Source organism: Olivibacter sp. XZL3, from assembly GCF_004368405.1.
GTDB lineage: Bacteria > Bacteroidota > Bacteroidia > Sphingobacteriales > Sphingobacteriaceae > Olivibacter.
Window position 1 is genome coordinate 244,655 of the sequence record NZ_SBJH01000010.1, and the last position, 21,693, is coordinate 266,347.

The window sequence follows — 21,693 nt, forward strand, 5'->3', positions numbered from 1 at the left end:
TTAAAATGAAAGCATTTATATTCAGTTGCATCTGCCTTTGGTTTTTGGCGGCATGCAGCAATGAAAACAAGCAAGAAACGGAAGTGACCAGCCAAAAAGACAGTATTACCAATCCGGTTACTGAAACTGTACGACTTACTTCGCAGCAGCTAAAAAGCGTCGGCATCGAAGTTGGCAATCCTGATTCCGGCCGCGTGAGTGGCAAGCTTACATTGCAAGGAGCAGTCGAGGTGCCGCCCCAGAATATTATTAGTCTGAGCTTCCCTATGGGAGGATATTTGAAATCCACAGCGATGTTACCCGGAACTCATGTGAGCAAGGGACAAGTGTTGGCCATCATGGAAGATATGCAGTTTATTCAATTACAGCAGGATTACCTAACGGCGAAGACCGACTTTGAGCTAGCAGAAAAGGAGTTTATTCGTCAACGTGAACTTAATAGCAGTAAAGCAAGCAGCGATAAGGTCTTCCAGCAGGCAAATGCCCAGATGGAACGCCAAAGGATTTTAATGAATGCGTTGGGTGAAAAGCTAAAGCTGATCGGTATCAACATCAATAACCTGAACGCATCCAATATATCAAAAAGTGTAGCGGTATTATCACCCATCAATGGCTTTGTGTCCAAAGTAAACGTAACGGTCGGTAAATATACCGCTCCGACCGATGTACTATTTGAGCTGGTAGATCCGCGCGATATCCATTTGGTATTAAACGTATTTGAGAAAGATTTAGCGAGCGTGGCTGTTGGAGAGCAAGTGGCCGCCTATTCCAATAGTGAACCGGACCGAAGATTTGATGCCGAAGTCATCCTGATCAACAAGACACTTGATGCCAATCGCATGGCAGAGGTGCATTGCCATTTCAAAAAATATGACACCTCGCTTGTGCCCGGAATGTTCATGAATGCCGAAGTTTCAATCAAGGATATGCCAGCACTTACCGTACCGGAGGATGCAGTTGTCAGGTGGGAGAACAAACATTATGTATTTGTGGCCCAAAACACCGGAGAATTCCGGATGGTGGAGGTAAACGTCGGAATGCTGAATGATAAACAGCAGCAAATAGAGAGTAATGAGATTAGCCCGGCATCTAAAGTAGTGCTCAAAAACGCATATACATTACTTATGAAAATCAAGAATACAGAAGAAGAAGGTTAGATATGCAAAGGTATTACCGCGTTAAAGTGACTGATCTGGTGCATTGTGTCAGACAACAAGATTCTCTTCGAAACAATCAATTTAGTGATACAGCGCTTTTTAAACAAACCACTTTGCGGGCCTGTCAGCTACTCGCCGATTTAGAGAATGAGAATCAAATAATATGAAGAAAGGCAGGTAAGCTAAACCTAGCGGATTGAAGACCCTGATTTTCCAAAAGACGTCGAGTACAGGCTAACTCCTTATTGTGAATTCCTATATCCGCTAGTAGAAAGTCTGATCAGCTGGGGGAAACAGCGCCGAAAAGTATTTAGTGAAGAATAATTGTTTCTTTATACCCGATATGATATAAAGTTTGAGTAGAACGGATTTTATTACCTAATCGGGTATAGTTGGGCTGGATATCTTGCCGAAGATGATAACGGCTATTCGTTTGCTTACTCGGACGACTATCTCCAATCGGCAGATCCGAACCCTATCAGCTTAACGTTGGTTGGCTCATTTAATGCGATGAGAAATGGATTTCCATTGTTGACGACCCCTTCTTGTGCGGAGACTTCGGGTCCAAAAAAAAGGACGATACCCGTCAGCAGAAGGAATGATGTGATATAGAGCGGTTTTGATATCATCATAACTTGGTTTAAACAAAGGGTGTCTGCTTTAAAGATACTAAAATAAAAATGAAATTAACAGCATAACTTGGCGGTCATGACTGTGCTTGTCTCCAAATTGCAACGCGCTCCGACGTAATCTTCAGACCGCGTTGTTTTCTTATAGCTAACGTACGCCGAACCTTCGTCTTTAGCGTCAGTCCGGACGGGATATTGTTCGTCAGTAATAATAACTGACTGTTTTATATTAACTTTTAATAGATCAATCGTCAATAAATTGAAACGATTTGTAGGTCAAATCTTTATTCGGTTTTTGCTGGTTCCGGATTTCAAGATGCCGGTAACCCCATTTTCTCATTTCTCTCACGATTGGGTATAGACTTTCTCCATATTCGGTTAAATAATACTCAACCCTCATTGGTACTTCTGCAAAAACCTTTCGGGTCAGTATACCATCCTTTTCGAGCTCATCCAATTGCTTTGCGATCATCCTTTCGCTAATGGTAGGCAGCGTTTTCTTCATCTCGCTGAAGCGGTTACGTCCTTTTTTGATCAGGGCGATTAGTGTGGTCTTGCATTTTCCCTTAATGACCTGTAAAAAGACGTCCGATGGGCATATCGTTTCAATTTTTTCTATATCCGACATAAATTTATTTGCTTGATTCTCAACAGAACTGCATTTTATTTCAGTAGCTGATAAGATTGTAAGTTATTGTTTCACAATTATTTATTATTCAAATTTACAAAAAAAATATTACATTATGGTAGATCAATTTAAAGCATTGATGGTCCGGGAAGACAACGGGCATTTCAAATCAGCGGTAGAATATGTCCCTATGATCGCATTGCCACCGAATGAGGTGCTTATAAAAGTAAGCTACTCATCCATCAACTATAAAGATGCGCTCTCCGCCTCGGGCAACAGAGGTGTTACACGGAAATTTCCCCATATACCGGGAATAGATGCCGCAGGTCAGGTTATTTCCTCCACCGTCGATCGGTTCGGTGAAGGGGATCAGGTACTGGTTACCGGATACGATCTGGGAATGAATACCTGGGGCGGCTTTGGCGAATACATCCGCGTTCCCGCGGATTGGATCATCAAGCTCCCTGAAGGCCTTAGCCCTTTTGAGGCCATGTGTTTCGGCACCGCCGGCCTAACCGCGGGACTGTCGGTTTTCAATCTGGTTCAATCGGGAATTGACAAGGGTAAAATTGCCGTTAGCGGGGCAACAGGCGGCGTCGGAACGATTGCCGTTTCCATCCTGTCCAAATTAGGTTATGAAGTTGTCGCCATTTCGGGTAAGGATGAAGGCAATTATCTAACAGAGGTATTGGGGGCTTCATCGTTTCTGGCACGGGATGCATTTATTGAAAAAAATGACGCAAAAGCGCTGTCTGCAGCCGAGTTCGACGGCGGGATTGATACCGTTGGCGGCAATATGCTATCGGCCATGCTCAAATCGTCAAAATATAACGCTGCCGTCACCTGTTGCGGCAACGTAGCTGCTGCCCAATTCACCACGAGTATTTTTCCCTTTATTCTGAGAGGAGTAAAATTGATCGGGATTGATTCGGTCGAGCAGTCAGTGGATGTTAAAGCGGAGATCTGGAATTTACTGGCGCGTGACTGGAAGCCGGTGCGACTGAAAGAGATGGTTGAGGAAATTTCCCTGGAACAAGTTCCCAATGTCCTCGAAATCCTTTTGAAAGGAAAGGCCAGGGGAAGATTTGTTGTCAACCATTCGCTATGATTTGAACACGATTTTTTAATGATAAAAATGTAAATAAAAAGGGGTTAGTTATGAAATGTCCATGATTGCCAAAATACGAACAAGATAATCTGAACATTCATATGGCCTTTAAAAGAGAAAATATTTATATGAAAAAGATTCTCATTCTGGGTGCCGCAGGAAAGATCGCGCGGTACGCCATTCAACAGTTTATTGAGCGGAGCGACAGTCAACTGACGCTTTATCTAAGAAATGCACAACGTTTGCAGCAATTAGCAAGTGATCGCGTTACGGTCATCGATGGGGATGTTACAGATACCCCACACCTGCAGGAAGTGGCAAAGGGGCATGACCTGGTGTATGCCAACCTGGGCGGTGATGACATCGTAGAACAGGCCAAGTCTGTTGTAGCTGCACTGGAAGCCGCCGATATTAGACGGCTGATCTGGATATCGACTTTGGGTATATACGATGAGGTTCCCGGTGCGTTCGGCGAATGGAACCACAGGATGCTTGATGGCGGATATCTGGAACCTTACAGTGCCGCTGCCAGCGTCATCGAAGCCTCGGAACTCGACTACACCATCGTGCGGCCCGCGTGGTTAACCAATAAGGACGAGGTAGATTATGAGCTTACGCAGAAAGGCGAACTGTTCAAAGGTACCGAAGTGTCCCGTAAGAGCATTGCCGATTTTGTGGTGAAAGTCGCCTCGGATCCTACGCAAGAAGTTCGGGCTTCCGTAGGTGTAAACAAGCCGGGGACAGATGGTGATAAGCCGTCCTGGTACTGATAGCTTTTAGCACAGATCATGTTTATCGAATAATCAGGGATCCCTATCAACGCGACCTCACAGGGATCCCTTTCAATAAAACTGGCGGTAAGGTGTTAATCATCAAGGGACATCAATTTATCGCAACCGGAATAACAGGCTCGACATATTTACTGCAAAAAAATTAAAATGCTTTGTAAGGATTGCTGAAGACTGACGACTAAGCAGGTAAAGAACAGATAAATATCACGTTAAAACAAAGGAAATGGAAACGAATAAAACGAGAACTGTATCAGAAAAAAAGCATGTCATTGGCTTTTATGTCTCACTCTTTGGTGCCGTTCTTATCCTGCTATGGATAGGTGCGCTCAAATTTACCCTCGCGGAGGCCCAGGCAATTAAACCCTACATCGAACATCATCCGTTTTCCGGCTGGATGTACCGTGCGTTTAGTATTCAGACAGTATCCAATATCGTGGGCATGGTGGAAATTATCGTCGCAGTACTTGTCCTTATCAGTTTAAAAGTTCCTTCTATAAAAAGGTATGCCGGAATTGGCGTATGTATTATTTTTTCAGTAACACTCAGTTTCCTTTTCACTACACCAAATATTTGGAGAACGGTTGAATGGATGCCCGTGACAGATTTCTTTATTCTCAAAGACATCCTATTACTGGGCTTTGGTATCACCCTGCTTGAAACAGCTAAAACAAACCGTCATGCGAATTAGCTTACCAACGCTGTGCCTGGCTCTGATCATCATGGCTTGCCAGCATCCCGCTCAATCGTCGAACTATTTTTCACGTTATAATAACAACAAAACAAATAATATCATGAACAGTAAAAACAGAGAAATATACTTCGCAGGTGGCTGTTTCTGGGGAACAGAACACTTTTTCAAACAAGTCCGCGGCGTAGTTGCAACCGAGGTCGGCTATGCCAACGGCAATTTGGAAGCGCCCTCTTATCAGCAGGTGTCCACAGGAAGAACCGGTTTTGCCGAAACGGTCAAGGTAGTATACGATCCGGAGATCATCGGTTTAGACTTATTAATCGATTTGTTTTTCAAGACCATCGACCCGACGAGCCTGAACAAACAGGGCAACGACATCGGAACGCAGTACAGGACCGGGGTCTATTTTACCGATCAGGAAGATGAAACATTGGTCCGTGAAAAGGTAAATGGACTCGCAAAACACTATGCGTCACCAATCGTCGTGGAAGCGGAATCCTTGCGTAATTTCTACGATGCCGAAACCTACCATCAACAATATTTGGATAAGAATCCCGGAGGTTATTGCCACATCGGTCCGGATTTATTTGAGCTGGCGAGAAAAGCCAATCCACCCGCAGAAAAGGTGTACCAACGGCCCGATCAGCAGACATTGAAAAAAGAATTAAGTCCGCTGCAATTTGACGTGACACAAAATAACGCTACGGAAAGGGCTTTTAACAACGAATATTGGGATGAGTTCCGTGAAGGTATTTACGTCGATATCACCACCGGTGAACCGCTCTTTGTTTCGACCGACAAATTCGAATCGGACTGCGGATGGCCAAGCTTTTCGAAGCCCATCGATGACAGTCTGATCAACGAACATCTTGATAAATCCTTCGGTATGTATCGGACAGAAGTGCGCAGCAAAACAGGCGATTCCCATCTCGGGCATGTCTTTGATGACGGTCCGGAGGACAAAGGTGGGCTTAGGTATTGTATCAACAGCGCATCCCTGCGCTTTATATCAAAAGAAGAAATGAAAGCACAGGGGTACGAAAAATACCTGCCGTTGCTGGACAAAAAGTAACATTGTCCCTTAGATTTATAATGGCAAGGGGGCACTGCGAATAAAGTTGTGTCCCTTTTTTATTTTTTCTGTAAGGGTTTTATTGGTCATCCTAGTAAATAGGTGAAACTTAAATAATTTAAAATGAAAACAACAACATTTTCCTTAAGTCCGGAACATTCTCCACCCGATACGGGTTAGTCGTAGTTTTGATCTGGATCGGCATTTGAAGTTTACGCAGTACCTTTGATATCCGGTTCGCCGGGACAATTTCTTCTTAAAGACGTTGTATTGTTGGGAGCCTCGCTATAGACAGCCGGCGAAGCACTTGCAGCCAGTCAGCACAAAGAAATCGCTTATATAACAAAGGGCAATTAATTTACCAAAATAAAAAAAGATGGATAAGATTACGGCAGCAATATATGAGCAAAATCCGGAGCGCTATACCGTGGTGTCGGGTCATACACAAGGAGCGCCCACTTGCGCTTACGGAAATGTACAACAATGGGTAGGATATGATAATAAAATACAAACCTACGTAAGATTTAGCAAGTCCTTATACAAGCGACTTGTTCAAAAAGCTGAAAGTCTACTAACAAATAATATGTAATTTATTTAATGGATGCAGCAATAGCGAAATGGCCACAGCGATTAGCTATTGTGTGTCCATTTTTTTGTCAATCCGTTTTTGAAGCTGTTCTTTGAATCCATCTTCCAACCTCAATTCATTGTAGGCAGATCCAACTAACTTTTTCGCGAACTGATTGATCAAGGCGCTTTGCTTCATAAAAATCCTGCACATGTCACATCCTTTTAAGTGAAGCTGTAACTCGATTTCCTCTTCCGCTGTAATTTTTTCGGATTGCTGTTTCTCCACGAGAAAAGTTGCCTTTCTACAATCATTGAGAATCTTCCTCACCTTGTCATTATTTAATTTTTCCATAACCGTTCTTTTTTAAATCCAATTTCTTTGAAGGCACGCCCTCAAGTTCACTTTCGCGCGATGAATGATTACCCAAAAATTTGACGCGGTAAGCTTTAACTCGGTGCAAATGGCTTCACTGGACTCGTCATCGATATGCTTCATCGTGAATACCGATTCCCAAAGTGGCGGAAGCTTTTTTATACACGACTTCAGCACCTGCTGAAACTCCTTGTTTTCCAATGCATCCGGCTCTTCTATACCAAAAGAAGTAGGATAATGCACCTCTTTCCAATGACCGCTATCGTCATCAAAAAACTCGTCTCCTTCTGTCGTGGTAATTTGTTCGGTCGCTTGCTTGTTTTGGCGAGAGGATTTTTTTCGGTAAACGTCGAAAATTTTATTTTTAAGAATGGCCGTAAGCCAAGTCTTTTCGGAGCTGCGTCCGTCAAACTTTTCAATGCCTTCCAATGCGGCAAGAAAGGTTTCCTGCACGAGATCTCTTGCTAGCTCTTTATCATCTATGCGAACACAAGCATAGCCGTAAAGATAATCCGCATACTTGTCCACCCAGAGACGCGGGGTTAAATCGTGTGATTTTGGTTCTTCAATTTTCATCGCTATGGTTGTTGGTCGGATTCACACAAGATGCCTTACAACTTTCTTAATTTTTTTAACCGAAGCAATTTAGAAAGAATTATTGGTGATGACTTAAGAATTGAAGCGCATCACCTGAATTAATGCGTGTATGTTGCCGGTAATAGTGCCTTTTTACAAGTATCAGGCCTTAAGCACTTTGTTAGAATATAGAATATGCCTAAGCATGTATTTGCGATAGGGTGATTAGCGAACATAACTCGATAACACCTACTTTACTTCCTTTTAGCCTTCCTCCACGTCAGATCGCCACAATGGAAATGAATGAACCTTTTTGCCGTACGTTTAAAGGTGCTCATCTGGCTTATTGCATTAATTTTTTGTTAAATTTTGGCCGATACTTGTAATATCTTTTCGCTATGGCTAGATTAGGCAGATTTATTTAACCCATCATCTGCGCAAGCACATGGCATTAAAGGCTTTTCATAAAATTTTACGCCCCTGCTATGGGATCCTGGTTCTTTTTTTTCTTCCCATAACGCTCTATGCCCAACCGGGAATCCGTCCCTCGTTGTCCCTTGAGTACCTGATACCGGTCCGGGAGAGCGAAAACTTCGGAATCGGAACCATGCTGAACTTTGAATGGCTACCGGAAGAAAGGATCTGGGGTTTACGATTTACTACCGGAGCAGCTTTCAGTATTACGACTGATGAGTATAAAGAAGCGGTGGGATATGTGCCTTTGAGCCTAGCGATCCGCCTGAAGATGTTACCTCGGTTCTATCTCGGCGCCGAGACAGGAGGGGCGTTCGGTTTCAATGGGTACAAAAACCACCTGATTACCGGAATAGGGGCAGCATATCGTTTCGCCGAGCATTGGGCATTTGAGTTTTCGTTCAGAAATGTCGGCTATCGTTATCTTGTGCCGCGGCTGACTTATCTTTTCTGATTTTCTGATCGATCGCCGTTATAGGGCGGATCAATTCGATACGCACTACAGTATTCTAGCTGATTTCCCGAAAATATATCACACGTTTAATTGACGATGCAGGCCACCTTGATGCATTATTTTACCTCAAAAAGCTATAATCCAACAGTAAATCAATAGCGTTATGCCAGTTATACGGCTCAATGATGCATGTTCCATTAGGTAAATGAGCGCTTATGTATTCACCTATTTGCATGCAGTTACGGCCATCCCATACGTCTTCATTATTCATGCCCAGCAGAGAAGCTGTAAGTAAACGTTTGACGCGGTCTTCATAAATTTTCGGAACCAGATGCGGTTCATAGTTCAAGGGGTTTCGTTTTGCAAGCTGTTCCGCCACTTCTTTTAAGCAATAACGCTTGTGTTGCTGGCTTATCTTTAATGCCTCCAGATACATCGTATGCAGGCAACTATCCAATAGCTGCAGATTAAGAGACAATAGCTCATTGTAATCACCAAATCGCAAGAAATAAGGAGCGTTGATTTCCAGCAGACAGACGGCATTTAAGTTGTTTCGATCAGCCTGCGTGGTCATTCGTTTTAAAGGCTCGTAGAATGGAATCGTGTTACCTGTAGTCATCATGGTATTTTATGGTTTAGCTAGAAAAAAGACCGGCGAATTGCACTTCAGGGAGTGGCAACACTTTTCTTACCTTTGTTCCCAAACCAACACCTATATCCTCATGCAAGTAATATTCAATTACATGTACCGCGATGCGGGGAACTGTAAGAACCACGGCGAAGTGATTATGCCGAATCCAGACAATATTAGCTTAATCGAAGCTATCGATAGATTAGAAGCCAACTTGATTGACGATATGTATTTCTATGCCCATGAGCTGGAAGTGCCGGATTTACATTTTCCAGATTGGGACGATGCGTACGACCATAGCTGGCATGAATTTGTATCGTTGGAAGAAACCGAGGAAGCGCCAACGGCGAAAAGAACCCTAAAAGAGTTTTTGAGCAGTTTGAAAAAGCAAAAAGCCTAATTTATACTTTGTTCATGAAAGAGTTATATGTCCTGTCAGATCAACCTACGGTATGTCCATTATGCGGCAGCAGAACTGCTTTTACCGAAGAAGAAGTTGATAACACTAAACTTATCCAGTATCATAGCTGTTTAAACCTGAGCTGCTTATTTCGGTTTACCGTGGTGGAAGATTAAAAGGTGTGTCAAAGCAAAGAATTCAGGACGTAAAAAGAGAGAGCCGGACACGAAAACGTTTTAAGAGACATTTCGGACAAACTCCAAAACAGCGGACAAGAATGATGTAGCTTTCGTTGTATTGGCTTCAGGGTATCTGTTATTTTTTGTTTCTGTAAATCCCCACCAGTCGTTAAAACGGAAAAAGACCCGTGTCTCGAAGCATCCCAGAAACTGTTCGATCGGGGTAGCATAAACATTTCCGAAAGCATCGATCAGTTCGGGGAAAAATTGCAGGTAATTATCTGCATAAAAGAGGGTAGGTCTTTCTTCCTGTCCGTATTTAAGCAGCATGTACCAGATGATGTGATTTCCCGCACCTCCAGTGGCGCGATCAGGATAGGCATCAAATTGCCAAGTATCGAAATCCCATACGTGGGCGTAAAGAATGAGTGCGAGAAGCGCACTTCGGTCGGATCGTAACTTTTTGCCCCGATTGGTAAGACTTAGGGCATTGGATCTTTTTTTAATAAGGCCTGCCAAGGTGCAAACCTGCCGTGCCGCGTAAATCGATATGATATCGCTTTCCCTAAAACTCTTACTTATGCCCAGTTCTATGGCTTCATCCGGAACATTCCCATTTTCATAGAGCTCGCTAACGAACTTCAAAGGAAGGTTACCTTTTGGTGTGAGTTTAAGGGAATTTTCACGGTCAATTACCATCAGCAGTTCTTCGCAGAGCCGAAAGAAAGGTAGCTTGTCCAGTACTTCGTCCGGTATATAAGTTCTGATTTTTAGTGGAGAGGTGGGCGCAAAAGGAAACAGACTCAGCGCCAGCACATCGCGATAAGAAAGGCCTAATAAATTCTCATCAGGTGTGTTATCAAATTCACTCAAGTCGTTCGGATCAATTACCATAGTTCAAATGTATGCTATTTTTGTGTTTAGCGGTTTAGTTTTTTAAATTCGTCCGATGGGAACAATTGGTAATGCTTTAAAAGCACTACGTACAGAGCGGGGGCTTAGCGCTACAGAAGCGTCAGATGGTGCAGGAACCACGGTGTCAACCTACCTAAAAATTGAGCGCGACCAGCGTGAGATAAGTTTCATTATGATGGTCCGTCTCTGTCGGTTCTACAGTTTAGATATCTATGAATTTTTAGATAAAATTGATTCGTACGAGCTGGAGCGGCCTGATTTATCTGTTATACGTGTCTTAGAGAAAAGAAATAGGCTATAGGTCATCATAAGTAAAAGCCTGCACGATACAACCATCCTGCCAACACATTTTTACGGACAGCCAGTGGCGGTCAACGTGCGAGTAAAGAAGAGGTAGATGCGATGTATCGCGATCAAGCTTTCGGAACCCGATCATCTGAAAGCGCAAAGGAATTTACTCTCGCTGATTTAGATATGACATCGGTTAAAGAGTTCAGATCCTACTTAAGTAGAATTGACCCCACCCATCCATATAATAAATTGAGTGAAGATATTTTCCTGCAGAAAGTGAGAATCACAGATAACGGAAATCTTACTTATTCAGGGTTATTCTTTTTAGGCAGTAATGATGCCATACAAAAAGCCGTTCCAGATTTTCGGATCGATTATTTGGAAATTCCCGGTACCAGTTATAGTGATTCATCGGTGCTATATTCCTATAGATTAGATGAGCAAGAGAACTTGTGGCAATATTTTTTTGTTATTATGCGGCGTTTGCACAACGCTGTTGATCTTCCATTTCAGATGGATAGTGAAGGGTTTGGCAGAGAAGATCAGCCACAGTTAAGTGCCCTAAGAGAGGCGTTGGTTAATATGCTAATGCACGCCGATTATTTCAGTCAGATGAAATCCAGAATTAGGGTTTTTAAAAACCGTATAGAATTTCTTAACGCAGGTGCATTACCCCAAGACTTGGAGATGATCCGTAGTGGAGATATGTCATTGCCAAGAAACCCTATTTTGGCGAAACTGTTTCGAGTAGTCAATCTAGCTGAAAATGCCGGATACGGATTTGATAAAATGGAAGAAGGCTGGAAACACTATACCGGCACCGCTCCAATTTTTGAACAGGGTACTAACTTCACAAAAGTAGAATTTTGGTTGTCTGCAAGAGAGATTCACGGTGGTCAGAAAGGTGGTCAGAAAGGTGGTCAGAAAGGTGGTCAAACAGAACCATTAACAAGTAGGCAAGAAGAGGTCTTTTCGATGCTTAAAAATCGCAATACTATTGGAAGGAAAGAGATCGCAGCACAACTTCATATCAATGAATCGGCTGTACAGAAGCTTTTGGATGCTCTTAAAGATAAGGGGTATATTCAAAGGGAAGGGATGAAGGGTGGTTATTGGAAGATATTGAAGGAATAGAAAGGCCATCGTATCATAGCTTATTGGATATTTGTTCTTTATTTTAAAGCAAGGATTATCGGAGATGTTCCGACGCACTTTGATGTAGCAGGTAACCCTGACGACTTCGGAGGAAAAGGGGCTTTAACGGCATTACCAATTTATGCTACCATCCTGTACTTGTTTTTAACGCTGCTAAGTTATTTCCCTCAATATTTCAATTACTTGGAAGAAATTACCGTAGATAATGCAGAATTTCAATATCGGAGGGAGCGAATATGGTCAGAATCCTTAAAATCCTAGTGGTGGCAGCATTTCTATTGATCAGTGCGCTCAGTGTTCTCAACTCGGAAACCTTAGCCAATCAAGGAGCGAACTGGACGCTCGTAGTACTACCTTGTATGTTTATGATACCTGTATTCTATTACCTATTTACTAACAAATCAAAAAAGTAACGTTATGAAAAAAAGGTCTATTTATCTGACTGTAATCGCGCTGATTAAAGTTAATCTCCGCTAATAGACTTGTGAATTTTTTTGTCTCAAAAATCTAATATTCAGCACCATTGGAATGTACTTTCAAAATAATTTGTTAAGCGTAGTTCGATAACAATAACAGTCTCATCAATTCACTTCTGTCGTAGAATTACCACCTCCATTTGCTTGTAAAGCTGTGGCGATTTCTTTCAAGGCTGTGTTTTGTTCTCTAAGTGCAGCGATATGATCCCGTTTGGCTTCTAGGTACCGATCTAACAGTGCCGATAAAACTTTATATAAACCATAAAGCACGATGGCAATAAATCCTGCCCATACGAGATACATAAATAAAAATCCGAGTGAAATCATAGCTTAGTTTTTTAATGATGACAATTTTTTTAAAAGTTTATTCCCCAGACCATACATCATACTGATTCGGTTAGTACGTTGCTTCTTTCTTCTGTTGTGATCATTTTGCTGACGTCAGCAAAATGATTAAACACATTTTTCGCAAACCGTGTTGCTTCGTCTACAGCATTTTCAAAGTCTCTTCGCTAGGGAATTTCTCTATGTTTCTACGCACTTGCTCTCTTAGTCTTATTGCTTTACCCCCATATAAATCTGCCAAATCTCTACCCAACATTACCTTCTGATCCCGAATGTAATATATCTGATTCATCACCACTTCTTCAGGGATGATTAAGCGTTCGTTTGGTGATGGTTTTGGTCATATATGGTTAGGTTTAGTTTATCAATATCAATTCTCCGTCGTTTTAGTACATAGATCAAGTATTTACCTGTAGAGAGGTAGAAAGAATGCTATTTTTTTATCGCACCATTATTTTTATTAGTCTTATTCGCTAAAAGGTACCCAACACATCCAAACAACGGTACCGAAAGAATAATAATAAGCCAGACAATGCGCTGTGTGGTTGTAAGCTGCGGATTAGTTATGCACTGGTATAGGGCGTAAATGCCGACCGCCATCACAGGAGCTACAAATAAGAGCGTTAACATTTCTGAAATGCCGATGTTTAGAAAATTTAGTGTCATTAGCGTTGTTTTGTATAATCTATTATCTATAAACCGCCCCAAAAAATGCATCCACCTTATGCTGGTCTTCTGGGAAATTATAAACCTCTACGATTTTGCCGTTCTCAATTTTCCAGAGGAGGCATGACATATTATCCAGATTGTTGACTCCTTCTAAATTGCTCCAGTTACGGTGACAGTGGCTTTGTTTTTCCAACGTATTCTTGATATACTCAATTTCTAGCCGGAGGTCTGTAGTGTCGGCTAATACCTGTCTGATTTTGGTGAAGACTCTGATGATCTGAATATTCACCCTAATTGCTCTATCACTATTTAATACACTGGACAACATAGCAACGCCCTGTTCTGTAAAGGCCATTGGTAAATAGCGTGTTCCGCCTCGACCATCTTTTGAGGTCACAATTTGTGATCTCAAAACCTCAAACTCCTTCTTTTCCAGCTCAAACATAAAATCTTCGGGGAATCTATCTATGTTTCTTTTAACAGCTTGTTTAAGAACTTTTGTTTCTACACCATAAAGCTCCGCTAAATCTCTATCCAGCATCACCTTCTGATTCCGTATAGTTCAGTATGATTTGCAAGCATTTCTCTCATCTTTACAAAGACGTCGATGATGCGAATGGTCATTGAGATTGCTCGCTCGCTTTTTAAAACATTAGAGAGCATCAACAAGCCGTGTTCAGTAAAAGCAAAAGGCAAGTATCTGGAATAAGCACCTTGTTCTAAGGTCGCATTTTGCGATCTTATAATTTCTTGATATTCTTCCCGGGAGAGTTCAAACATAAAATGAGATGGAAAACGCACCAGATTTCTCCGTACTTGTCTCAAAGATAAGCTTTACAAGCATACGTGCCAAATGATTTTACTCACTTTTGCGCGTTTTATTGAAAATTCAACCATTTCCAGATTATGTAGAATTTTTTTGATTAAGCGACATAACAAAAAAATAATTTAAGAGGCGTTGCGGCGGGGTTTCTATTAAAAGTGCAGTCCAAAAAAACAGAATAAGCGCCAACTACGAAAAGAAGCCTAAAAGAGTTTTTGAGCAGCGTAAAAAAGCAAAAAGCCTGAGTCATACTTTGTTCATGAATGAGATTTACCCCTAGTCAGATCAACCTACGATATGCCCACTATGCGGCACCAGAACTGCTTTTATCGAAGAAGGAATGGATAAGGCTGAACTTGTCCCATATCATAACTGTTTAAACCCAAGCTGCTTATTTCAGTTTTCCGCGGTGGAAGATTAGCAGGTGTGTCAAAGCAAAGAATTCAGGATGCAAAAGTAAGTGCTGCGGTACCAATTGCCCCGGGTATAAATCGTTGCCTTTGTCTGAAATGATATTAGCGTGGGCTTAGCGGGAGGAACTCGGGTAGGTAGCGCCGCTGATTAAGCGACTTTTCCATCTTATGGTTTTTAACCGCCGAATTTTCGCTTTTTATACATCCCGACTTTTTGGGGAGTGTTGCAGTTGATTATGTTTGTAGATTATTAACTTTTTTAAAAATGAGTACTACCGAAGAAATGGCTAGCTTAATAGAAAAGCTAGATACCGAACAGCGGGCTATTACAGCACATTTTATTAAAAATATGGAAGCAGGTGCTATCGCTCCTGATTTTATAGCCCGAGCGATGGATTTCATCCACAGGCATTACACCGACTACCTACTAAGAGATGACGACTATTGTACCAGTAGCGATGATGCAGAAAGGTTATTACTCTTAAAAGATCTCTTCAGTGGCAGAGAGCTAATCTAACAAGGCCACGTTCCAATTTACGTCCCCGGCGACCGCCGGGGATTCAAAATATTCAAATCGTCAACGCCAGGTTTGTTTAAAATAACCGTTGCTAGTTATAACGCCATATCTAAGGCTCTTTCGAAGCCGCACAAATATTTCTATTATCATTTTTATCGCCAAGTCGCTTTTAAGTACATTGGAAAGAATAAGCACACCATGTTCTGTAAATGCGTAAGGCAGTGCTCCCCTAAGTACTGTCGAGAAGGTATCGCATTTTGCGATACCATGATATCAACCTCTGCATCATTGAGTTGAAACATGAAATGACTAGGGAATTTCTCTATGTTTCTACGCACCTGCTCTCTTAGTCTTATTGCTTCGACCCCATAAATCTGCCAAATCTCTATTCAACATAACATTCTGGTCTCTTAGGCGATATATTCTTTCCGCTAGTATCCCGTCGGGCACAATTATTTCTTTCTGCTGTTTAGCCATGGCTTTTTTATTGGAGATCAAAATTTATGATGTTAAAACTCTAATGCATTAAGGTATCGCAATTTGCGATACCTTAATGCATTAGCTGTCGCGATCGCATGGTTTAGCTTCTCAAACCAGTCACAAACTGTGACGATTCAGTACCACTTTTTCAGCGATGATTAAGGCGTTATCATGCAGTGATTACTTCTTCCTTTATTGCCTACTCTTGAAACTTTAATTACTTCATTCATAATTTATAGGCCGTCTTGTAAGCCTTTTCTTTCATAAACTGTTCGATCTCGGTTGTTGATACGCTAATAACATCTGCTAATTCGAGCTCCTCTATAAATCGTACGTAGGTTAACGCGAAATTGAAATCCGGTGCATAGGCTAACAATTTGGCTCTCGGCCTTTCCACATCATAATGTGCTTCCAATACAATATAAAGATCGTTTGGATTTTCTCTTGGATAAGGCGTATGGTACTTTACCATATCACCTACTTTAAGTTTAGGTAAGTTCATCTGCTTTCTTATTTGAGATAGACTAAAATACTAAATAAATTAGTTTTACGCAAACTTAGTGTTGGATTTTAAGGTTTTAAAAGCTCAAACCAAAGCCTTAAATTAGCCGTTAATATTACATGGCAACTTACCCAACAGGCGAAGACCCTATCAAAGTACCGCGCTTTGAGGCAAGTGCTGGGTTTTATACAACCAAGCAGCGGAGCTACAATATGTCGCGCATAAAAGGGAAGGACTCCAAACCGGAGTTGATGCTGCGTAGGGCTTTGTGGGCAGAAAACTTGCGTTTTAGGTTGCACGATAAAACATTGCCGGGCAAGCCGGATATTGTGATTAAGAAATACAAGCTGGCTGTTTTTATCGATGGGGAGTTTTGGCATGGTTACAACTGGGAGAAGAATAAACATCAGATAAAAAGCAATAAAGCGTTCTGGATACCCAAGATAGAACGGAATATGCAGCTTGATCGAATTAATCAGGAGCATCTGCAAGTAATGGGCTATACCGTATTTCGTTTTTGGTCGCAAGAAGTGAAGAGGAACTTGCCACGGGTAGTGAACCAGGTGATGCTGTATGTGGAGAGCGCTAGAGAGATAAAAATTCCGCTTTCCGAAGATTGATGTTAAGCTTTACCTATTGTATGATTTTTGCGTTCTCGATGGAAAATTGCAGAACAGTTAAATGAGGCGGCCTTAATAGCTATTGCTTATATACTTTAAATCAATCACTTCCAAAAAGATGAAAAAAGGGCCGCTTACCATAGGGTGCTAGTCTAGAAGGGCGGATCCACGACTTTGTGGACTCTGTTTTTAAGTGGGCTACTTAAACCTTATTTGGAGGTTTAGTTTAAAAAAATACTCGCCGCCGTCTTTGTATATAACGCCAAACCCGTGTCTAGAACTGCTAGCCGTTTCCAATTTAGTATTGTAAAAAAGATAATCTTCGAATTCATTCTTCTTATAAATGTGATAACAGACGATCTCTCCATCCTTTTTTACAACCAGATATCCGCCAGTAGCGTCGTATTTTCCATCCCAAACAGTGTTTGGCATCATTCCTAAAGCGATGTCAGTAAGAAAGCGGTTAATCTTATAGGCATAAAATTCATGTGGGTGTCTCGATTTAAATTTAAGCGGATTTGATTCTGTTATATTACTTGTCAGCACATCGATTGAACTGGCTATCCCACAATTAAAATTTAGAAGAAAGTCGGCTAAAATATTCGGAAGAAAGCTTTCAATCATTTTAAGATTGCCTTCAAAGATGTCGTTTTCCATTCCGATGTATTCGAATTGGCCGCCTGCAATTTGAATAGCAGATATACGATCCCGAATTTTACTTTTTGAATCGATGGCATTTATTTCATCAATCTTTGTTTCTGTAAATGCTACTCCATTTATTCTATATATGAAATTTGTTGTGCGGCCAGCATTTAACAATGTCGAATCTCCGCCAAGTTGAGACTTGATGCTAAACCCTAAATCGGACTGCCTTGATACATTTGTATCATATATTACAACGTGTATGTCTGTTTTCTTTGAAGACTTTGCTTTTATCGATTTACAATTGATACGTTCTAAAAAACCGTCGAGCTCTGGATATATAAAAGTTCCTCTTTCAGCTTTTATTTTACTCAAAAGTCTGTTTGCCTGAGTTTCGAATTCTGTAATAGGAATAGTGATCGGTTCATCTTTCGAACCGTCGGATATTAAAATGTGGGCAATGTCTCGAATATATTGATACTCCCCTGATCGTTCAGAGCGAAGAATTTTAACGATCGGATAGAAGAGATCTTCAATTCGATTTAAATCTTTATCTCCAACATATAAGTTTCCGTCAGCTAGTAGCTTAAATAGCGCGTATAGTTCGCTCCATTCACCTTTGTTTCCTGATAATGACATATTAAGGGCTTAGATTTTTTTTACTTTTTCTTCGCTTATAATCTGGGATGAGGTAATCACCTTAACCGTCGGGGGTTCAATTGGCTCAAATTGTTTTAAATCTTTAATTAAGTCATCGAATTCGGCTGATGTGGCGAGTATGACGTCATCCAGCCCTATTATATCTCCAGATTTTATACGCGCTTTATTTTTAGAGGCTTCCCCAGGGTCTAAGGTTAAAAGATAACTGAGCGCTTTCCTATGAACGTATTTAAGGGCTACAGCCTCTAGGTCGGCTTGTTTATACCGTTCTCTTAAACTAGTTTTTGAACTTAGGCAGATCGGTCCTCTCTCTTTGGTGAACAACATTAAGTCGTATTTAATATTTGGAACGAAAGCGACGTAGGCACTTAGATATATCGGCAAAAGATTTTCTCTGATGAGCAAAGTAGTAAGGATAAGTTCAAAAAATCTGCCATTTAAATCCCTGTTATAAGGCTTGTAAGCCTTGTACGCCTCCCATAAGGAAGTAATATACTCTGATGGATTATTATAGCTAATGTTTTTAAAATCAGGCATTAATTGCTCAAAAAGCTTTGCAGCTTTTGAAGTCCCTTTTGTTGCTATACCTAGTTTATTCAGCGTTGACATCTTGGCGAATATTTAGTTTTTCCAACAATTTTTTTGCAGTAGCTTGAATGGCTGGTACGGCAACCGAGTTCCCGAATTGTTTATAGGCTTGGACGTCCGATACACAAATCCTGTACGTGTCTGGGAAACCTTGCAGACGGGCCCACTCACGGGGAGTCATTTTCCTTATTCCTTCACGGTTTACTTCTCCTTTTATTTTGGTAACAGGGGTAAAGTTGCTAAGCCGTTGATCAATTATCAGATTTCGCTCTCTGCCCATACCGCCACATACAACGGCATTAGCAATACTATCATTTGGTATTATCTCAAATCCGAATCCATTGCCTTTGCTTTCGTGTCTCGCTTTATGCTCTTTTAAGGTTTTTAAGTATTGAGTTGATAAGTAGTATTTTACGGAGACCTCCTCCTTTTCAATAATATCTTCGATCGCGACCTGTTCGTCCAATGGTTCAGGATATTCAAACTGATCAATTTCCAAATCTTTATGGTAACCGATGATAAAAATACGTTCCCTGTTCTGTGGGACTCCGAAATCTTTGGCGTTGATAATCTCGGGATCTGGCACAAAATAGTTTAGATCGTTTCTTAATACGTTTAATATTGTATTTAAAGTTCTTCCTTTGTCATGGTTTCTAAGCCCTTTTACATTTTCGAGGAAGAAGGCTTTAGGCTGATGACGCTTAATAATTTCAGCGACATCAAAAAAAAGCGTTCCACGTGTATCTTCAAATCCACCTCTTTTTCCAGCAATGGAAAACGCCTGACAAGGGAACCCAGCACATAAAACATCAAAACGTTTTGGAATGAAGCTTTTGGTTGATTCTTTCGTGATATCACCAAAAGGCACTTCTCCAAAATTAAATTCATAAGTCCTTTTTGCGCTTTCGTCCCATTCGCTAGTAAAGACGCATTTACCTCCCAGATTCTGAAATGCCAGCCGAAACCCTCCAATACCGGCGAAGAGGTCTATGAAGGTAAATTTCGGTTCGTCAGGAGAGGGGAAAGGTATGTCCCATTTAAGCGGAATCAGTTTCTGTAACGGAATAGCCTGGATTTTTGCGTTTCTCTGTTGGATTTCCTGATAGTAAGAGATGGCTCTTCCCGCATACTCGGTTGTACCTTCCAATATGAAATTCTGCAGATAATGGGTTAGAATGGCCACGTTTTCGGCAGATCCATTCATTTTTTCGATATTAAGATGTTTCCTAAAGTCTGAATAATTGACTTTCATAAGTATTTCGATGTTAACCGTTCAAATAGGTGAAAATATTTTAACAGCGCAAATATGCTAAAAAAATTAGTTTATTTAAAAAATGTTATAGCCTTCCCCGATAAAAATAGGAAGTTTCTTTTGATAGAAGAAGGGTTGTTGATATATAATACTGATGTTGAAAAAAATCTCTAAAATACATCAGAATAAATAATCTTTTCAGATGTGGTATAGAGGGGGAAATCGGCCAATTATCGAGTAAACTTGAGAGCTTAAGCAATTTTTAATTGGTTTTTACTAATTATCGTACTACCATGATGCACTATCTATGCGAGACTGGCGACTGCTTTTTCCCATTCTTCTTTGAACGATGGAATTCTTTTTCTGTCAACTTGTTTTTGATAATTTGTAGAGATGCTTCTATTTAATTCTTTTACCCAAGTTTCATTTCTCAGATTTGATTTGTAGTCGAAATCTTCACCTAAGTCATTCAATTCAGCATTCAGGTCAATAATTATGTCATTTATAACGATGGACAATACCTTTTTTAATTCACTTATTCGTTCGGAGCTGCGAACAAAATCGGTGGGGTCTTGAATGAGCCTATTTCCTACCACGTCTTTTTCCAATATTCCGCGAATCATAAACATGATTGAATATCTAGTTAGCGCGTATCGTGCAATTAACTGGTTGTCTAGATCATTGATCTTTTCAATTATTAAATTACTAAGGATATGCAGGAATACTATTCGTTCTGCATTTACTTCTGGTCGTGCAAACAGTTTGTTGTACGCGTCTTCAAATACCTGATACTTTCTATGTGTATTCCATGGCTCTTGTAAATCAAAAGACATTAAATAAATTCCAGACATCTCGTTTGAAATTACTTCTTTGCCTCCCAAGTTTGTCTCACCGCGTTTTATCTCATAGAAATAGTCGTTAGCAAATTTTTGTTTGATTTCATTTTGAAGTCTTATTTGAATTTGATTGTAGGACTTAAAGTCCCTTGGTTTAACACCGTTTTGGCTGTTTGAATATTCTGTTATTTGAGAACATAGCGGAGAATCGATAGGTACCTTTATGACCTTAGTCAGTATTTTTAGGTTATCAGTAAGGTGTTTTTGGTTTCTATAAAGGGAAGTGAGACTTTGGCAACCGTTAACGACATAAAATTTCCTTAAAGTTAACTTGTCGTCGCTCTTTTCAACTTCGTCAGAAACAATTGTTATCCCGTTATGAAATAATGGAAACTTTTTGTGTAACGATTTGTCTCTAATGCTGTTTACGATCCCTCTGTTAATCTTGGTGTTCCCTAATGAGCCCCTGACATTATAGTCGAATATTGATTGATCGTCAATTCCTTCTAACTTAACTAATTCAATTGCCTTTATTGGGGCGATATAGGTTTCTGTTTCCGAGTCAACGAAATAGGAGGTCGTCTCTGTTGCTGAGATATCGAAAGTCGCCTCAGATTGGACTTTAATGTCTTTGCTATCTGAAATATATTGATTTTCGAGGATTTCCTTGCCAATGAACTCAATTTCCTCCCTGTTTGTAATCGGGAAATAACAATGCACAGTTTTTGGCAATTAAGACTGCACCGTTTTTGGCAACAAGAGTGCACAGCACTACA

Annotated in this window: 31 protein-coding genes and 1 pseudogene; 15 read left to right on the forward strand and 17 right to left on the reverse strand. The window is 40.8% G+C overall.

Annotation, left to right across the window (positions count from 1 at the left end):
* The first annotated feature begins 5 nt into the window (after positions 1-5).
* Together EPX21_RS04755 and EPX21_RS23370 are read left to right on the forward strand one after the other, a co-directional pair.
* Positions 6-1,157 (forward strand): efflux RND transporter periplasmic adaptor subunit, encoded by a 1,152-nt coding sequence (locus tag EPX21_RS04755; RefSeq protein WP_134088524.1) that lies wholly within the window; start codon positions 6-8, stop codon positions 1,155-1,157.
* 195 nt (positions 1,158-1,352) lie between these two features.
* A complete protein-coding gene (locus EPX21_RS23370; RefSeq protein ID WP_134088558.1) occupies positions 1,353-1,481 on the forward strand; it encodes a winged helix-turn-helix transcriptional regulator in 129 nt (42 codons plus the stop codon).
* 125 nt (positions 1,482-1,606) lie between these two features.
* On the opposite strand, the gene EPX21_RS04770 is transcribed toward EPX21_RS23370, so the two are convergent.
* Together EPX21_RS04770 and EPX21_RS04775 are read right to left on the reverse strand one after the other, a co-directional pair.
* Positions 1,607-1,789 carry a hypothetical protein gene (locus tag EPX21_RS04770; RefSeq protein WP_134088525.1) on the reverse strand — a complete coding sequence of 61 codons (183 nt, stop codon included), beginning with the start codon at positions 1,787-1,789 and terminating at the stop codon, positions 1,607-1,609.
* A gap of 241 nt (positions 1,790-2,030) precedes the next feature.
* Positions 2,031-2,414 carry a helix-turn-helix domain-containing protein gene (locus EPX21_RS04775; RefSeq protein WP_134088526.1) on the reverse strand — a complete coding sequence of 128 codons (384 nt, stop codon included), beginning with the start codon at positions 2,412-2,414 and terminating at the stop codon, positions 2,031-2,033.
* Positions 2,415-2,529: 115 nt separating this feature from the next.
* Between EPX21_RS04775 and EPX21_RS04780 the strand changes: the two genes are divergently transcribed.
* The 6 genes and pseudogenes from EPX21_RS04780 (at position 2,530) to EPX21_RS04800 (ending at position 6,665) form a co-directional block, all read left to right on the forward strand.
* Complete coding sequence (locus EPX21_RS04780; RefSeq protein ID WP_206105995.1) at positions 2,530-3,522, forward strand: YhdH/YhfP family quinone oxidoreductase; 993 nt, start codon at positions 2,530-2,532, stop codon at positions 3,520-3,522.
* Positions 3,523-3,650: 128 nt separating this feature from the next.
* Complete coding sequence (locus tag EPX21_RS04785; protein WP_134088528.1) at positions 3,651-4,292, forward strand: SDR family oxidoreductase; 642 nt, start codon at positions 3,651-3,653, stop codon at positions 4,290-4,292.
* Between the two features lie 244 nt (positions 4,293-4,536).
* Positions 4,537-5,001 carry a DUF417 family protein gene (locus EPX21_RS04790; RefSeq protein WP_134088529.1) on the forward strand — a complete coding sequence of 155 codons (465 nt, stop codon included), beginning with the start codon at positions 4,537-4,539 and terminating at the stop codon, positions 4,999-5,001.
* Between the two features lie 103 nt (positions 5,002-5,104).
* Positions 5,105-5,563: pseudogene (gene msrA, locus EPX21_RS23375) on the forward strand (peptide-methionine (S)-S-oxide reductase MsrA); the annotation flags it as partial.
* A gap of 93 nt (positions 5,564-5,656) precedes the next feature.
* Entirely contained in the window at positions 5,657-6,076 is a 420-nt protein-coding gene (gene msrB / locus EPX21_RS23380) for a peptide-methionine (R)-S-oxide reductase MsrB (RefSeq protein ID WP_255502004.1), read from the forward strand.
* A gap of 376 nt (positions 6,077-6,452) precedes the next feature.
* Positions 6,453-6,665: a hypothetical protein gene (locus EPX21_RS04800; protein WP_134088531.1), complete on the forward strand. Its 213-nt coding sequence runs from the start codon at positions 6,453-6,455 to the stop codon at positions 6,663-6,665.
* Positions 6,666-6,710: 45 nt separating this feature from the next.
* Here the strand turns inward: EPX21_RS04800 and EPX21_RS04805 are convergent, their stop codons facing one another.
* Together EPX21_RS04805 and EPX21_RS04810 are read right to left on the reverse strand one after the other, a co-directional pair.
* A complete protein-coding gene (locus EPX21_RS04805; RefSeq protein ID WP_134088532.1) occupies positions 6,711-6,998 on the reverse strand; it encodes a hypothetical protein in 288 nt (95 codons plus the stop codon).
* A 12-nt stretch (positions 6,999-7,010) separates the two neighbouring features.
* Positions 7,011-7,595: a sigma-70 family RNA polymerase sigma factor gene (locus EPX21_RS04810; protein ID WP_134088533.1), complete on the reverse strand. Its 585-nt coding sequence runs from the start codon at positions 7,593-7,595 to the stop codon at positions 7,011-7,013.
* Positions 7,596-8,040: 445 nt separating this feature from the next.
* Here EPX21_RS04810 and EPX21_RS04815 point away from each other — a divergent pair, with 445 nt between their 5' ends.
* The gene (locus tag EPX21_RS04815) at positions 8,041-8,523 is read left to right on the forward strand and encodes a hypothetical protein (protein WP_134088534.1); all 483 of its coding nucleotides are present in this window, start codon (positions 8,041-8,043) and stop codon (positions 8,521-8,523) included.
* Between the two features lie 121 nt (positions 8,524-8,644).
* Here EPX21_RS04815 and EPX21_RS04820 read toward each other — a convergent pair whose 3' ends face one another.
* Positions 8,645-9,145 (reverse strand): HpaII family restriction endonuclease, encoded by a 501-nt coding sequence (locus tag EPX21_RS04820; RefSeq protein WP_134088535.1) that lies wholly within the window; start codon positions 9,143-9,145, stop codon positions 8,645-8,647.
* A 100-nt stretch (positions 9,146-9,245) separates the two neighbouring features.
* Between EPX21_RS04820 and EPX21_RS04825 the strand changes: the two genes are divergently transcribed.
* Positions 9,246-9,554, forward strand: coding sequence for a hypothetical protein (locus EPX21_RS04825; RefSeq protein ID WP_134088536.1), 309 nt, complete (start codon positions 9,246-9,248; stop codon positions 9,552-9,554).
* Positions 9,555-9,790: 236 nt separating this feature from the next.
* On the opposite strand, the gene EPX21_RS04830 is transcribed toward EPX21_RS04825, so the two are convergent.
* A complete protein-coding gene (locus EPX21_RS04830; protein ID WP_134088537.1) occupies positions 9,791-10,627 on the reverse strand; it encodes a hypothetical protein in 837 nt (278 codons plus the stop codon).
* A gap of 55 nt (positions 10,628-10,682) precedes the next feature.
* Here EPX21_RS04830 and EPX21_RS04835 point away from each other — a divergent pair, with 55 nt between their 5' ends.
* The 3 genes from EPX21_RS04835 (at position 10,683) to EPX21_RS23385 (ending at position 12,355) form a co-directional block, all read left to right on the forward strand.
* Positions 10,683-10,949: a helix-turn-helix domain-containing protein gene (locus EPX21_RS04835; protein WP_134088538.1), complete on the forward strand. Its 267-nt coding sequence runs from the start codon at positions 10,683-10,685 to the stop codon at positions 10,947-10,949.
* Between the two features lie 101 nt (positions 10,950-11,050).
* Entirely contained in the window at positions 11,051-12,073 is a 1,023-nt protein-coding gene (locus EPX21_RS04840; RefSeq protein ID WP_134088539.1) for an ATP-binding protein, read from the forward strand.
* Between the two features lie 15 nt (positions 12,074-12,088).
* Complete coding sequence (locus EPX21_RS23385; RefSeq protein ID WP_370450927.1) at positions 12,089-12,355, forward strand: DUF1648 domain-containing protein; 267 nt, start codon at positions 12,089-12,091, stop codon at positions 12,353-12,355.
* Positions 12,356-12,675: 320 nt separating this feature from the next.
* Here the strand turns inward: EPX21_RS23385 and EPX21_RS04850 are convergent, their stop codons facing one another.
* The 5 genes from EPX21_RS04850 to EPX21_RS23395 all read right to left on the reverse strand — a co-directional run bounded on the left by EPX21_RS04850 (position 12,676) and on the right by EPX21_RS23395 (position 14,409).
* Positions 12,676-12,897 (reverse strand): hypothetical protein, encoded by a 222-nt coding sequence (locus tag EPX21_RS04850; RefSeq protein ID WP_134088540.1) that lies wholly within the window; start codon positions 12,895-12,897, stop codon positions 12,676-12,678.
* Between the two features lie 160 nt (positions 12,898-13,057).
* Positions 13,058-13,207, reverse strand: a complete 150-nt coding sequence (locus EPX21_RS04855) for an ORF6N domain-containing protein (RefSeq protein WP_134088541.1) — start codon at positions 13,205-13,207, stop codon at positions 13,058-13,060.
* A 140-nt stretch (positions 13,208-13,347) separates the two neighbouring features.
* A complete protein-coding gene (locus tag EPX21_RS23390) occupies positions 13,348-13,632 on the reverse strand; it encodes a PLDc N-terminal domain-containing protein (RefSeq protein WP_134088542.1) in 285 nt (94 codons plus the stop codon).
* Positions 13,604-14,125, reverse strand: a complete 522-nt coding sequence (locus EPX21_RS04865; protein ID WP_134088543.1) for an ORF6N domain-containing protein — start codon at positions 14,123-14,125, stop codon at positions 13,604-13,606. The genes EPX21_RS23390 and EPX21_RS04865 overlap by 29 nt, the downstream gene beginning before the upstream one ends.
* Complete coding sequence (locus EPX21_RS23395) at positions 14,125-14,409, reverse strand: ORF6N domain-containing protein (RefSeq protein WP_206105996.1); 285 nt, start codon at positions 14,407-14,409, stop codon at positions 14,125-14,127. Before EPX21_RS23395 ends, EPX21_RS04865 begins: the two co-directional genes overlap by 1 nt.
* 676 nt (positions 14,410-15,085) lie before the next feature.
* On the opposite strand from EPX21_RS23395, the gene EPX21_RS04875 reads away from it, so the two are divergent.
* Positions 15,086-15,337, forward strand: coding sequence for a hypothetical protein (locus tag EPX21_RS04875; protein WP_134088544.1), 252 nt, complete (start codon positions 15,086-15,088; stop codon positions 15,335-15,337).
* A 152-nt stretch (positions 15,338-15,489) separates the two neighbouring features.
* Here EPX21_RS04875 and EPX21_RS23400 read toward each other — a convergent pair whose 3' ends face one another.
* Entirely contained in the window at positions 15,490-15,726 is a 237-nt protein-coding gene (locus EPX21_RS23400; RefSeq protein ID WP_370450928.1) for an ORF6N domain-containing protein, read from the reverse strand.
* Between the two features lie 317 nt (positions 15,727-16,043).
* Complete coding sequence (locus EPX21_RS04885; protein WP_134088545.1) at positions 16,044-16,319, reverse strand: hypothetical protein; 276 nt, start codon at positions 16,317-16,319, stop codon at positions 16,044-16,046.
* A gap of 119 nt (positions 16,320-16,438) precedes the next feature.
* Between EPX21_RS04885 and EPX21_RS04890 the strand changes: the two genes are divergently transcribed.
* Positions 16,439-16,939 carry a very short patch repair endonuclease gene (locus tag EPX21_RS04890; protein WP_134088546.1) on the forward strand — a complete coding sequence of 167 codons (501 nt, stop codon included), beginning with the start codon at positions 16,439-16,441 and terminating at the stop codon, positions 16,937-16,939.
* A gap of 198 nt (positions 16,940-17,137) precedes the next feature.
* Here EPX21_RS04890 and EPX21_RS04895 read toward each other — a convergent pair whose 3' ends face one another.
* From EPX21_RS04895 to EPX21_RS04910, 4 genes are all read right to left on the reverse strand, one after another.
* Positions 17,138-18,220 (reverse strand): HpaII family restriction endonuclease, encoded by a 1,083-nt coding sequence (locus EPX21_RS04895; RefSeq protein WP_134088547.1) that lies wholly within the window; start codon positions 18,218-18,220, stop codon positions 17,138-17,140.
* A gap of 9 nt (positions 18,221-18,229) precedes the next feature.
* Positions 18,230-18,850 (reverse strand): hypothetical protein, encoded by a 621-nt coding sequence (locus tag EPX21_RS04900; protein ID WP_134088548.1) that lies wholly within the window; start codon positions 18,848-18,850, stop codon positions 18,230-18,232.
* Positions 18,834-20,081 carry a DNA cytosine methyltransferase gene (locus EPX21_RS04905; RefSeq protein WP_134088549.1) on the reverse strand — a complete coding sequence of 416 codons (1,248 nt, stop codon included), beginning with the start codon at positions 20,079-20,081 and terminating at the stop codon, positions 18,834-18,836. The genes EPX21_RS04900 and EPX21_RS04905 overlap by 17 nt, the downstream gene beginning before the upstream one ends.
* A gap of 305 nt (positions 20,082-20,386) precedes the next feature.
* A complete protein-coding gene (locus EPX21_RS04910) occupies positions 20,387-21,637 on the reverse strand; it encodes an AIPR family protein (RefSeq protein ID WP_206105998.1) in 1,251 nt (416 codons plus the stop codon).
* Positions 21,638-21,693: the final 56 nt, after the last annotated feature.

What these genes read in the sequence shown, in the direction of transcription:
- EPX21_RS04905 (WP_134088549.1), bottom strand. Translation starts at nt 20,081, where the DNA reads ATGAAAGTCAATTATTCAGACTTTAGGAAACATCTTAATATCGAAAAA.
- EPX21_RS04895 (WP_134088547.1), bottom strand. Translation starts at nt 18,220, where the DNA reads ATGTCATTATCAGGAAACAAAGGTGAATGGAGCGAACTATACGCGCTA.
- EPX21_RS04850 (WP_134088540.1), bottom strand. Translation starts at nt 12,897, where the DNA reads ATGATTTCACTCGGATTTTTATTTATGTATCTCGTATGGGCAGGATTT.
- EPX21_RS04780 (WP_206105995.1), top strand. Translation starts at nt 2,530, where the DNA reads ATGGTAGATCAATTTAAAGCATTGATGGTCCGGGAAGACAACGGGCAT.
- EPX21_RS04875 (WP_134088544.1), top strand. Translation starts at nt 15,086, where the DNA reads ATGAGTACTACCGAAGAAATGGCTAGCTTAATAGAAAAGCTAGATACC.
- EPX21_RS04800 (WP_134088531.1), top strand. Translation starts at nt 6,453, where the DNA reads ATGGATAAGATTACGGCAGCAATATATGAGCAAAATCCGGAGCGCTAT.
- EPX21_RS04815 (WP_134088534.1), top strand. Translation starts at nt 8,041, where the DNA reads ATGGCATTAAAGGCTTTTCATAAAATTTTACGCCCCTGCTATGGGATC.
- EPX21_RS04810 (WP_134088533.1), bottom strand. Translation starts at nt 7,595, where the DNA reads ATGAAAATTGAAGAACCAAAATCACACGATTTAACCCCGCGTCTCTGG.
- EPX21_RS04790 (WP_134088529.1), top strand. Translation starts at nt 4,537, where the DNA reads ATGGAAACGAATAAAACGAGAACTGTATCAGAAAAAAAGCATGTCATT.
- EPX21_RS04785 (WP_134088528.1), top strand. Translation starts at nt 3,651, where the DNA reads ATGAAAAAGATTCTCATTCTGGGTGCCGCAGGAAAGATCGCGCGGTAC.
- EPX21_RS04885 (WP_134088545.1), bottom strand. Translation starts at nt 16,319, where the DNA reads ATGAACTTACCTAAACTTAAAGTAGGTGATATGGTAAAGTACCATACG.
- EPX21_RS04755 (WP_134088524.1), top strand. Translation starts at nt 6, where the DNA reads ATGAAAGCATTTATATTCAGTTGCATCTGCCTTTGGTTTTTGGCGGCA.
- EPX21_RS04890 (WP_134088546.1), top strand. Translation starts at nt 16,439, where the DNA reads ATGGCAACTTACCCAACAGGCGAAGACCCTATCAAAGTACCGCGCTTT.
- EPX21_RS04805 (WP_134088532.1), bottom strand. Translation starts at nt 6,998, where the DNA reads ATGGAAAAATTAAATAATGACAAGGTGAGGAAGATTCTCAATGATTGT.
- EPX21_RS04830 (WP_134088537.1), bottom strand. Translation starts at nt 10,627, where the DNA reads ATGGTAATTGATCCGAACGACTTGAGTGAATTTGATAACACACCTGAT.
- EPX21_RS04840 (WP_134088539.1), top strand. Translation starts at nt 11,051, where the DNA reads ATGTATCGCGATCAAGCTTTCGGAACCCGATCATCTGAAAGCGCAAAG.
- EPX21_RS04865 (WP_134088543.1), bottom strand. Translation starts at nt 14,125, where the DNA reads ATGCTGGATAGAGATTTAGCGGAGCTTTATGGTGTAGAAACAAAAGTT.
- EPX21_RS04775 (WP_134088526.1), bottom strand. Translation starts at nt 2,414, where the DNA reads ATGTCGGATATAGAAAAAATTGAAACGATATGCCCATCGGACGTCTTT.
- EPX21_RS04835 (WP_134088538.1), top strand. Translation starts at nt 10,683, where the DNA reads ATGGGAACAATTGGTAATGCTTTAAAAGCACTACGTACAGAGCGGGGG.
- EPX21_RS04855 (WP_134088541.1), bottom strand. Translation starts at nt 13,207, where the DNA reads ATGAATCAGATATATTACATTCGGGATCAGAAGGTAATGTTGGGTAGA.
- EPX21_RS23390 (WP_134088542.1), bottom strand. Translation starts at nt 13,632, where the DNA reads ATGCATTTTTTGGGGCGGTTTATAGATAATAGATTATACAAAACAACG.
- EPX21_RS04825 (WP_134088536.1), top strand. Translation starts at nt 9,246, where the DNA reads ATGCAAGTAATATTCAATTACATGTACCGCGATGCGGGGAACTGTAAG.
- EPX21_RS04900 (WP_134088548.1), bottom strand. Translation starts at nt 18,850, where the DNA reads ATGTCAACGCTGAATAAACTAGGTATAGCAACAAAAGGGACTTCAAAA.
- EPX21_RS04820 (WP_134088535.1), bottom strand. Translation starts at nt 9,145, where the DNA reads ATGATGACTACAGGTAACACGATTCCATTCTACGAGCCTTTAAAACGA.
- EPX21_RS04770 (WP_134088525.1), bottom strand. Translation starts at nt 1,789, where the DNA reads ATGATGATATCAAAACCGCTCTATATCACATCATTCCTTCTGCTGACG.